Raw genomic sequence first — 11,167 nt, 5'->3', positions numbered from 1 at the left:
ATTTTTAAGCAAAAAAAATATCAATATGTTTTATTTCAAAATTCAAATTAGGCCTTTTTTATTCGAAAAAAATCAATTCATTTGTGTCAATATTACTTGTAAATGATGCAGATTTCTTTTTTAATGCTAAAAAATTATGTTGTTGCAACATTTGGAATACAATTGAGACGATTTGTAGAAGTTGTCGATTAACATCAAATTTAAAAACATGAGTAAATTCTTATATTTTGTAATTCTTATTTGTTTTTTTACTAATTTTTTATATGCTCAAGACTATTATTTTAAGCACTATAAAGTAGAAGAAGGACTTTCGAATAATACCGTTTTAACTTCGTTACAAGACCAAGATGGTTTTATGTGGTTTGGTACAAAAGATGGATTAAATAGATTTGACGGCTATGGATTTAAGACCTACCGCGGGAATGGTGATCCTATTCATAGTTTGGGTAGTAACTATATTCAATCGCTGCATGAATACAAAGGAATTATTTGGATCGGAACTGATAAGGGGTTGTATAAATATGATAAAATAGCAGATCGGTTTAGTATTCTAAATGAGGCCATTAATGATAGAATTGCGACAATAGAGCATGATGAACATGGTAATATATGGTTTATTTCAGGTAACATTCTCTATAAATATTCAATACTAAAAAATGAAACTACGACATTCAATCCTAATAGTTATTTTATTGCAACATCAATAACTAGAGATGCAAAAGGGGAAATATGGGTTTCGTCTTTAAACAAGCTGTACCACTATTCAGATGAAAGTTTGTCATTTGAGAATGTTGTGTTGAATTATGATGCTGTAAGTAAAACTCCTTATAGGATAACTGTTATTTATGCTGTAGATACTAATAATATAGTAATTGGGACACAAGAACATGGTGTTCTTTCGTACAATCCTATCACTAAAAAAACAGTAGCATTGCCATTTGCCAAAAATGAATGTTTGTTTGTTCGTCAGTTCAATAAAAAAACAAATAATGAAATTTGGATAGCTAGTGAATCGGGTGTGTTTATTTATAATATCAAAACAAATAAATACACTAATCTTAAAAAAGATTTTAACGATCCCTTTAGTATTTCAGATAATGCGGCTTATTCTATAACTATTGACAAGGAATTGGGTGTTTGGATAGGAACTTATTTTGGGGGCATTAATTACCATCAAAAACAGTATACACAATTTAAAAAATATTTCCCCAAAAACAATCAAAACTCCATTAGCGGAAGTGCGGTAAGAGAAATTCATAAAGATGATAAAGGTGATTTTTGGATAGGTACTGAAGATGCTGGTTTGAATAAATTTAATACAAAAACACAGGTATTCACTTCGTTTAAACCAAATGGAAGGTCAGGTTCAGTGTCCTATTATAATATTCATGCTTTATTGCCTAGAAAGGACAATATTTGGATAGGAACTTTTGAGCATGGTTTAGATGTTTTAAATCGAAATACAGGAAAAGTAATTAAACATTATGAAGCTAGTAGCGCCAAAGGGGCGCTTAAAAGCAACTTTATATTTAGCTTTTATGAAACAAGAAACAAGGATTTTTTAATACTGACTTCAATAGGGATTTACAAATACAATGAACTCGAAGATAATTTTGATCTCTTTAGTATATTTCCTGAAACCATGCATTATACTACTTTTATGGAGGATGTTGATGGTAATTATTGGGCTGGAACTTATAGAGAAGGATTATTGTTTTATGATTCTAAAAACAAGAAAAATGAGATCTTTAGATACAATTATAAAGACAAAAAGGGGATTAGCAACAGTTCTATAAACTGTATTTTTCAAGATAGTAACAATAATTTATGGATTGCTACAGAGAATGGATTGAATCTTTATGATAAAAAAACGAAAAGCTTTACTAAATTCGACACAACAAATGGATTTCCTAGTAATGTGTTCTATTCTATAGTAGAAGATGACTTGAAAAATCTATGGATAACAACTTCCAAGGGATTAGTGAATTTTGGTTCAGATCACACAAGTATTAAAATTTACACCACTGCAAACGGATTGTTAAGTGACCAGTTTAATTATAACTCTGCATTTAAAGATAGTAATGGAGATATGTATTTTGGTAACCTGAACGGGATGATTAGTTTTAATCCTAAAAACTTCACTAAAAATAAATATAAACCGGAAATATTTATAACCAGTTTGCAAATAAATAACAAAGAGGTTTTGACAAATGAGGAAAATTCACCTCTAAAAAAATCCATTTCATACCTAGATGAGTTAGAGTTGGAATACGATCAGTCATCATTTAATATTGAGTTTGCAGCTTTAAATTATACTGGTGCGCAACTGACTGAATATTGGTATAAGCTAGAAAACGTTAATAAAGACTGGGTGTATTTAGGAAGGAATAATAAAGTTTTTTTTACGGCTCTTGCCTCTGGTACTTATACTTTTAAAGTAAAATCATTAAATAGTTTTGGAGTTTGGAGTAAAGAAGCTACTATAATTATAAAAATACTCCCGCCGTTTTGGGCTAGTATTTATGCATATGTATTTTACTTTATAGTATTATGTTGCGGGTTATTTGCAATTATTAGATATTCAAATAATGTGACTCAAGAGAAAAACAATCGAAAAATTAAGCATCTGAATGATGAAAAAGAGAAAGAAATTTATCATGCGAAAATAGAGTTTTTCACCAATGTGGCTCATGAAATAAAAACGCCTTTAACGCTTATTAAAAGTCCTTTAGAAAAATTATTGAATTTTGATTATGAATTACCAGAGATTCCTCAGAATCTTTTAATAATGAAAAAAAATACCTCCAGATTACTCAAGCTGGTAAATGAACTTTTGGATTTTAGAAAAACAGAAATTGGAGGCTTAAAACTCACTTTTGTAGAGACAAATATTTCTGCTGTTATGAGAAACTTGCACCTGCGTTTTAGTCAGCTAATAGAGGAAAAAAACATTGATTTTGAACTCGATTTAAGTGATAAAGATATTTATGCTTTTGTTGATAAAGAAGCTTTAAAAAAAATACTCAGTAATTTGTTTAATAATGCAATTAAATACTCCAATAATAAGGTGATTGTAAGTTTAACTAGGGACGAAAAAAAATTAAAACTGTTGGTTAAAAATGATGGAAATTTGATTCCTAGTTATTTAAAAGATAAAATTTTCGAACCCTTTTTCAGAGTAGAAAATATGGGTAATAATTCAGGAACTGGCATCGGATTGTCCTTGGCACAGTCTTTAACACAACTTCATCATGGGAGTTTACAATTGGTTTTTATAGAGTCGGAATTAAATGTTTTTGAACTTATTGTTCCGCTGCATCAGGAAGAAGAATTTATGTTATATGATGAGTTTCCTAAAGACTCTGGCAATAATGAAAGTGTAATAAAAGAGTTGGAAGGAAAGAGCGAAAAAACTGCTATTCTTGTCGTAGAAGATAATGAAGATTTGTTGGATTTTATTACAAAAGAACTTATTTCTTCTTACATTGTTTTTTCTGCAAATAATGGAGAGTCAGCTCTGGAAATAATTCATAATGAAAATATTTCATTAGTTATCAGTGATATTGGTATGCCTGTGATGGATGGAATTACGTTGTGTAAAAAAATTAAAACTAATCTTGAAACAAGCCATATTCCAGTAGTATTGTTAACGGCAAAAAATTCACTTAAATCACAAATTGACGGACTTGAAGTAGGTGCTGACTCCTATATATCCAAGCCTTTTTCTATGGAATATTTAAAAGTTCAGTCTTCAAATTTAATTGAAAACAGAAAGCAAATAATGAAATATTATGCCAGCTCTCCCCTTTCGCACATCAAAAGTATTGCTCACAATAAAACGGACGAAGCTTTTTTGAAAAAACTAGATGATGAGATTATTAAAAATATTACAGATCAAAATTTAAGTGTAGAATCCCTATCGGAGATTATGAATATGAGCAGGTCAACTTTGTATCGAAAAATCAAAGATATTTCTAATTTGAGTCCAAATGAATTAATCAATATTGTCCGATTAAAAAAGGCGGCTGAATTGTTGCTTAATGGAGATTATAAAATGTATGAAATTGCTGAAATGGTAGGATATAAATCGCAAACCAGTTTTGGTAGAAATTTTCAAAAACATTTTAAAATGTCTCCATCAGATTATATTTCAATGAAAAATTAATAGGGATGTTTTATTTCTAATCTCAAATTGTTTTACAAAGAATTTCGAATAATCAATGCGCTTTTATTCTCAATTTGCTCTTTTTTTCCTTGTAGAATCATTTGTGCAAGAATTTTTCCCATAGCTTCAAAATTGGTAGAAATGGTCGTAATTCCATTTTCTACAATCTTTTTCAATGGAGTTTCGTTATATGAAATAATACCGTAATCACTGCCTAATTTTAAGTTTTGAGACTTTGACTTTTCAATTACACTTACGAGGTCTCGATCCGTTGGAATGATGTAGACTTCGCCCTTTTTTATTTCTCTATTTTTAAAGTCGGGTGTTATTTCGTAGTTGAAATTGTGGTCTTTACAGAAATTTTCAAAACCTATTTTCATTCCTAATGGTTCTCGAAACCCAGGAAATATTAAGATAATTTTTTTGTATTTATTTAATTTTGATTTTCCTTTAAGTAAGCCATTGTAGATGTCTTTAAGGTGGTTTTGATATATCGCAGGATACAATTTTAAATCAGGATTTGTTTGGTCTAATATGTAAACATCGTTAACCGGTAGGGTTTTTATAACGGATGCTGCCTCCACTAAATTGGTTGGCATTATAATATATTTAGTATAGTTTCCATTGCTTTCATTTATTAATTTTTTAAAAACTTGGATGTTAAAATGATGAAAAAAGATGTCAACTTGGGCCTCTTTTCCTATGTTTTCCAAAAAAGAGTTGTAGATGTCTTCTTTAAAGATATTTAGCTCTTCAAATAATAAGAAAATCCTTTGTTTAGTGCTTATTTCAGTGCTTTTTATGTAATACCCTTTTCCGAGAATAGCATAGATTATTCCTCTTTTTTTCAATTCTTCATACGCCTGTAAAACAGTGTCGCGGGACAATGAGAATTCTAAGCATACTTTGTTTATAGAAGGTAATTTTTCATCTTTTTTTAGTTTGCCATCTTCAATAGTTTTTTCTATTGATGAGATGATCTGTTTGTATTTGGGTATCCCAAGATTGTTTTTAATGGAAATTGTTTTCATGAGACTGATTTTTTTTGCAATATACAAAAACTGGTAGGTACTGGTATGTAAAAGTGAATTATTATTCTAATTTTGATTTTTGATATTGATAAAAAAAGAATAGAAATAAAACACATATCATATTTTATGACTAATTATATAATGAAATTGTTTGGTTTAACAACTACCGAGGAGGTTATTGAGTCTTTTGATTTAAGTAACAAAAACGGTATGAAATTAACCGTTATAAACTATGGAGCTACCGTAGTCTCATTAAAAATGCCATTAAAAACTGGCGAAGTCATTGATGTTGTTTTAGGGTTCGATAATTTAGAAGCGTATCTGAAATCTTTTCAATTGAAAAGTCCTCCTTATTTTGGAGCAACAGTGGGGAGATTTGCTGGAAGAATAAATAACAGTTTATTTAATTTGAATGGGAAAGCATTTTTATTAAATAAAAATAACAATAATCATTCTCTTCATGGAGGTATTGAGAACTTTAGCCAAAAAATTTGGACTGTAGAAAATTGGACTGAAGGTAAAAACCCATCGATTACATTAAGTTGTTTAAGCCCTAATGGAGAAGAAAATTATCCTGGAGAGCTTGCGGTTAAGTTGACTTATACGGTATCGGAAGAAAATGAATTAATTATAGAATACCAAGCAAGTTCAAGTGAAGACACTATTGTGAATTTAACACATCACAGTTATTTTAATCTTGATGGTCACAAATCAGACATATTAGAGCAAGAGTTAATAGTTAATTCTAAAAGAACTCTGGAAACTACAAATGAAAATATTCCAACAGGAAAATTTTTGAACATTGCCGGTTCTTCATTTGATTTTAGTAGTCCCAAAAAATGTCCTTCTGAAATTGATACTACTTTTGTTTTGGATAATAGAGAGGAGTTTGCGGCTTCACTTTTTAACAAAAAGAATATGCTAAAAATGACTGTTTATACAGATCAACCTGGAGTTCATATTTATGTTGGAGGCAATTGTTTTAATGAAGTAAAAGGCAAAGAAAATTGCGATTATCATCCTTTAAGTGGCATCTGTTTTGAAACCCAAAATTTTCCTGACGCTCCAAATCACGAACATTTTCCAAGTTCAATTTTGAGAAAAGAAGAATTATATCATCATAAAACAATTTATAAATTTCAATCTTTTTAAAATGATTAAAATTATAAACAACATACTTTTTCTATTGCTAATTGTATTGGGTTTTTCTTCTGGAGAAATTCAAGCACAGTCACGATCAAAAATAAAATTAGATACGAATTGGAAATTTCAAAAAGGTGATTTTAAAGAAGCGTATAAAGTAAATTTTAATGATTCGAAATGGGAATCTGTAACTGTTCCACATGACTGGGCAATATACGGGCCATTTGATAAAAATGTAGATAAGCAGAGTGTTGCCATTGTTCAAAATGGAGAAAATATAGCTACTGAAAAAACGGGAAGAACAGGGGCTTTACCTCATATAGGAACAGCCTGGTATCGCAATAAATTTACATTACCTAAAGAGGCAAAAGGGAAAAAAATAATTTTACTTTTTGAAGGGGCAATGAGCGAGCCTCAAGTGTATTTGAACGGAAAAAAAGTAGGAGAATGGGCGTACGGTTACAGTTATTTCTATTTTGATGTTTCCCAATTTATAAATGAAGGAGAGAACACTTTATCAGTAAAACTAACCAATAAAGAATTTGCTTCACGTTGGTATCCTGGTGCTGGTTTATATCGAAATGTAAGTGTTATTATAAAAAATAACGAAAGTATTGACCAATGGGGACAGTTTGTAACGACACCTTTTATAAATGACGAAGTTGCTAAAGTTAATATTAAGACAAAAACTTCTGGGAAAAACACCCGTTTAGTTACCACTATTTTTGACGCCGAAGGACATAAACTAAACTCTGAGGAGTCGACAATTCAATTCGGAAATGAGTTTGATCAAAATATAAAAGTTGAAAATCCAAAATTATGGAGTCCTGAAACCCCTTATTTGTATAAAGCGGTTTCCCAATTGTATGTTGGTAAAGAACTGAAAGATGTGATGTCAACTCCTTTTGGAATTCGAGAAATAAAATACGAACCCAATAAAGGATTTAGTCTAAATGGGAAGGTAACTAAATTTAAAGGCGTTTGTCTGCACCACGATCTTGGTCCACTAGGAGTTGCAGTAAATAAAGCTGCTTTGCGCAGACAAATGATGATATTAAAAGATATGGGTTGCAATGCGATCCGTAGTTCACACAATATGCCCTCTTTTGAACAACTGGAATTGGCTGATGAAATGGGTTTTTTGTTTTTGGCAGAGAGTTTTGATGAATGGGCAAAACCGAAAGTAGAGAATGGTTATCATCGTTTTTTTGAGGATTATGCCGAAAAAGACATCGTGAATTTGGTGCATGCAACAAGAAATCATCCTTCTATTGTAATGTGGAGTGCTGGAAACGAAGTGCCTGATCAATGGGGAGAAGCAGGTGTAAAAAGAGCCAAATGGTTGCAAGATATATTTCATAGAGAAGACCCAACACGTCCAGTAACTGTGGGTATGGATCAAGTAAAAGCGACTATGGAATCTGGTTTTGGAGCAGTGTTGGATGTTCCAGGTTTAAACTATCGTGTGCATTTATATGATGAAGCGTTTGCTAAATTTCCACAAGGTTTTATTTTAGGTTCAGAAACAGCTTCAACGGTTAGCTCTAGAGGGATTTATAAATTTCCGGTGGTTGAAGAAAAAATGAAGCAATATCCTGACTTTCAATCTTCATCTTATGATTTGGAAGCCTGTAGCTGGTCTAATGTACCAGATGAAGATTTTGCATTACAAGATGATAAACCGTGGGTAATTGGTGAATTTGTTTGGACAGGTTTTGATTATTTGGGTGAACCTACACCTTATGATGAAAGCTGGCCGTCTCGTAGTTCTTATTTTGGAATAAATGATTTAGCGGGTTTACCTAAGGATCGCTATTATTTATACAGAAGCCGTTGGAATACGAAAGAATCTACGCTTCACATTTTGCCACATTGGAACTGGGAAGGCCGTGAAGGAGAAATTACTCCTGTTTTTGTCTATACGAACTACAACAGCGCGGAACTTTTTATAAATGGTAAAAGTATGGGAGTACAGAAAAAAGATAGCAGTACTCCACAAAACCGCTACCGTTTAATGTGGATGGATGTGAAATATGAGCCAGGAACGGTGAAAGTGGTGGCTTTTGATGACAATGGTAAAGCAGTTGCTGAACAAGAAGTGAAAACTGCTAGTAAGCCATATCAAATAGTTTTAGACGCAGACAGAAAAACAATCACTGCTAATGGCGAAGATATATCTTTTGTCACCGTATCAGTAGTTGATAAAAATGGAATTCCGTGCCCAACAGCAACAAACCAATTAAAATTTAAAGTTACAGGAACAGGAACTTACAGGGCGGCTTGTAATGGGGATGCTACTTCGCTCGAAATGTTTCATAAAGATACTATGAAACTTTTTAGTGGAAAGTTAGTAGTACTTGTAAAATCGACAACAACAGCTGGGGATGTAAAGCTCGAAGTAAATGGAGCAGGGCTTAAGAGTGGTAAATTAAATTTAGTATCTACAAAATAAATAAAAAGGCGAAGCAAGAATTGCAGTGATACCTTATAAAGAGAAGGATTTTAAAAGGGAAAAAGTGGTTCAAGCCTCGAAAACTAATACAGTTAAGAATAATAATTTCAAAATAATGAATGATATTTTAATTAAAAATACTACCAGTTTTTTTCAGGAAACCTTTGGTTCAACTGCAGAAAAAATTGTGCTTTCTCCAGGAAGGATTAATATTATTGGAGAACATATTGATTATAATGATGGTTATGTTTTGCCAGCGGCAATTGATAAAATTATTTGTTTTGCTTTCGAGAAAAACAATACAAATCAATCAAGAATAATTGCAATTGATCTTAATGATGAATTTGAAATGAACCTTGCAGATTCAGTTGAATTGACCGACAATGTTTGGACTAATTATGTGAGAGGGGTTATCAATCAATTGAAAATAAAAGGTTTTGAGTTTGAAGGTTTCAACTGTGTTTTTAGCAGTAATATTCCAGTTGGTTCTGGGTTATCATCCTCTGCAGCTTTAGAGTGTGGTTTTTTATTTGGACTAAATGAACTTTTTAATTTGAATATAAAGCCAGTTGATATCGCTTTAATGGGGCAAAGCGCTGAACATTGGGTAGGGATTAATTGTGGAATTATGGATCAATTTTCTAGTGTGATGGGTTTAGAAAATAAGGTAATAAAAATTGATTGCAAAACATTGGAATACGAATATCATAATGCTGATTTCAATGATTATTCTTTGATTTTATTTGATTCAAATGTGAAGCATTCCTTAATGACATCGGCATATAATGAAAGAAGAGAACAGTGTGAAGAAGGGATTGCAATTGTGAAAAATAATTTTCCTGAAATATCAAGTTTTAGAGATTGTACAGAGCAACATATTTTAGGATTACAAAATTTAATGAGTCCTAATGTTTTTAAAAGAAGTCTTTTTGTAGTAAAAGAAATCAATCGGGTTATCCTGGCATGTGAAGCATTAGATAGCGGAAATATTGAAACTCTTGGGAAGTTAATGTTTGAAACACATGAAGGATTGTCGTCAGATTATGAAGTAAGTTGTGCTGAACTAGACATGATTGTCAATACCCTTAAAAACGAGGAAGCAGTTGTAGGTTCTCGATTAATGGGTGGTGGTTTTGGTGGCTGCACCATTAACTTAATTAAAAAAGGACATGAAGACCGAATCAAAAAGGAGCTTTCGGCACTTTATTTTGAGACTTTTGGAATAGAATTAAAAATTTATGATGTAAAAATCGGAAACGGTACATCACTTTATAAAAACAACTAGGATGAAAAATTTTGATATCAACGAAGATCCGCACAGACGCTATAATCCATTAATCAACGAATGGGTTTTGGTTTCGCCACACCGTGCTAAGCGTCCTTGGCAAGGTCAAAACGAAAAAGTTACCTCAGATTCTTTGCCAGAATATGACCCAACTTGTTACTTGTGTCCAGGAAATGTGCGCGCTAATGGAGAAGTAAATCCATCGTATGAAAATGCCTTTGTTTTCGAAAATGATTTTGCGGCTTTAAAGCAAGAGGAAATCGCTTTTGAGGAGAATATTAAAAGTTCATTTTTTAAAGCACAACCGGAAAGAGGTATTTCTCGTGTGGTTTGTTTTTCACCAAAACACAATTTGACGTTGCCTGAAATGGAAGTGGAAGGTATTGAAAACATTATTCATACTTGGCAAAAAGAATATACGGATTTAGGTGCTGTTGATTACATCAATCACGTTCAAATTTTTGAAAATAAAGGAAGTGTTATGGGATGCAGTAACCCGCATCCGCATGGACAAATTTGGGCACAATCCTCTTTACCAACAGAAGTAGAGAAAACGCAAAATAATTTAAAAGTCTATTTTGATAAAAACGGAAGCAACCTATTGCAAGATTATTTACAAGAAGAGTTAAAATTACAAGAACGTATTGTAATCGAGAATGATCATTTTGTAGCATTGGTTCCTTTTTGGGCTATTTGGCCTTATGAAACAATGATTATTAGTAAGCGCCATTTGACAAAAATTACTCATTTTACAACTGATGAGGTAACTGGTTTTGCATCCATTTTAAAACTATTAACAATTAAATACGACAATCTTTTTGAAACGTCATTCCCTTATTCCTCAGGAATTCATCAAGCTCCAACTGATGGTGAGGAACATCCAGAATGGCAATTTCATATGCATTTTTACCCACCATTATTACGTTCTGCAACCGTAAAAAAATTCATGGTAGGATATGAAATGATGGGAGAATCACAAAGAGATATTACCCCTGAAAAAAGTGCGGAACTTCTGAAAAACCAATCAGAACTTCATTATAAAACGCGCCTATAGTAAAAAAAATCTTTTAAAATATACACTTAAAAATTGA

At 31.8% G+C, this 11,167-nt stretch carries 6 protein-coding genes; 5 read left to right on the top strand and 1 reads right to left on the bottom strand.

What is annotated here, in order from left to right; genetic code table 11:
- Window positions 1–208 precede the first annotated feature (208 nt).
- Complete coding sequence (locus tag AB3G36_RS02740) at window positions 209–4,165, top strand: two-component regulator propeller domain-containing protein (protein WP_367755764.1); 3,957 nt, start codon at window positions 209–211, stop codon at window positions 4,163–4,165.
- Window positions 4,166–4,197: 32 nt separating this feature from the next.
- On the opposite strand, the gene AB3G36_RS02735 is transcribed toward AB3G36_RS02740, so the two are convergent.
- Complete coding sequence (locus AB3G36_RS02735; RefSeq protein ID WP_367755762.1) at window positions 4,198–5,196, bottom strand: GntR family transcriptional regulator; 999 nt, start codon at window positions 5,194–5,196, stop codon at window positions 4,198–4,200.
- A gap of 126 nt (window positions 5,197–5,322) precedes the next feature.
- Here AB3G36_RS02735 and AB3G36_RS02730 point away from each other — a divergent pair, with 126 nt between their 5' ends.
- The 4 genes from AB3G36_RS02730 (at window position 5,323) to AB3G36_RS02715 (ending at window position 11,130) form a co-directional block, all read left to right on the top strand.
- Window positions 5,323–6,348, top strand: a complete 1,026-nt coding sequence (locus AB3G36_RS02730) for an aldose epimerase family protein (RefSeq protein ID WP_367755760.1) — start codon at window positions 5,323–5,325, stop codon at window positions 6,346–6,348.
- A 1-nt stretch (window position 6,349) separates the two neighbouring features.
- The gene (locus tag AB3G36_RS02725; RefSeq protein ID WP_367755758.1) at window positions 6,350–8,791 is read left to right on the top strand and encodes a DUF4982 domain-containing protein; all 2,442 of its coding nucleotides are present in this window, start codon (window positions 6,350–6,352) and stop codon (window positions 8,789–8,791) included.
- Between the two features lie 115 nt (window positions 8,792–8,906).
- Complete coding sequence (gene galK / locus AB3G36_RS02720; protein ID WP_367755756.1) at window positions 8,907–10,076, top strand: galactokinase; 1,170 nt, start codon at window positions 8,907–8,909, stop codon at window positions 10,074–10,076.
- Window position 10,077: 1 nt separating this feature from the next.
- The gene (locus AB3G36_RS02715; protein ID WP_367755754.1) at window positions 10,078–11,130 is read left to right on the top strand and encodes a UDP-glucose--hexose-1-phosphate uridylyltransferase; all 1,053 of its coding nucleotides are present in this window, start codon (window positions 10,078–10,080) and stop codon (window positions 11,128–11,130) included.
- Window positions 11,131–11,167: the final 37 nt, after the last annotated feature.

This window comes from Flavobacterium sp. WC2430, from assembly GCF_040822075.1.
Taxonomy (GTDB): domain Bacteria; phylum Bacteroidota; class Bacteroidia; order Flavobacteriales; family Flavobacteriaceae; genus Flavobacterium.
Note: the sequence above shows the minus strand (reverse complement) of the source record. Positions and strands in the feature narration are given on the sequence as shown.

Excerpts from the sequence above, each read along its gene's own strand:
- galK (WP_367755756.1), top strand. The coding sequence starts at position 8,907 with ATGAATGATATTTTAATTAAAAATACTACCAGTTTTTTTCAGGAAACC.
- AB3G36_RS02715 (WP_367755754.1), top strand. The coding sequence starts at position 10,078 with ATGAAAAATTTTGATATCAACGAAGATCCGCACAGACGCTATAATCCA.
- AB3G36_RS02735 (WP_367755762.1), bottom strand. The coding sequence starts at position 5,196 with ATGAAAACAATTTCCATTAAAAACAATCTTGGGATACCCAAATACAAA.
- AB3G36_RS02740 (WP_367755764.1), top strand. The coding sequence starts at position 209 with ATGAGTAAATTCTTATATTTTGTAATTCTTATTTGTTTTTTTACTAAT.
- AB3G36_RS02725 (WP_367755758.1), top strand. The coding sequence starts at position 6,350 with ATGATTAAAATTATAAACAACATACTTTTTCTATTGCTAATTGTATTG.
- AB3G36_RS02730 (WP_367755760.1), top strand. The coding sequence starts at position 5,323 with ATGACTAATTATATAATGAAATTGTTTGGTTTAACAACTACCGAGGAG.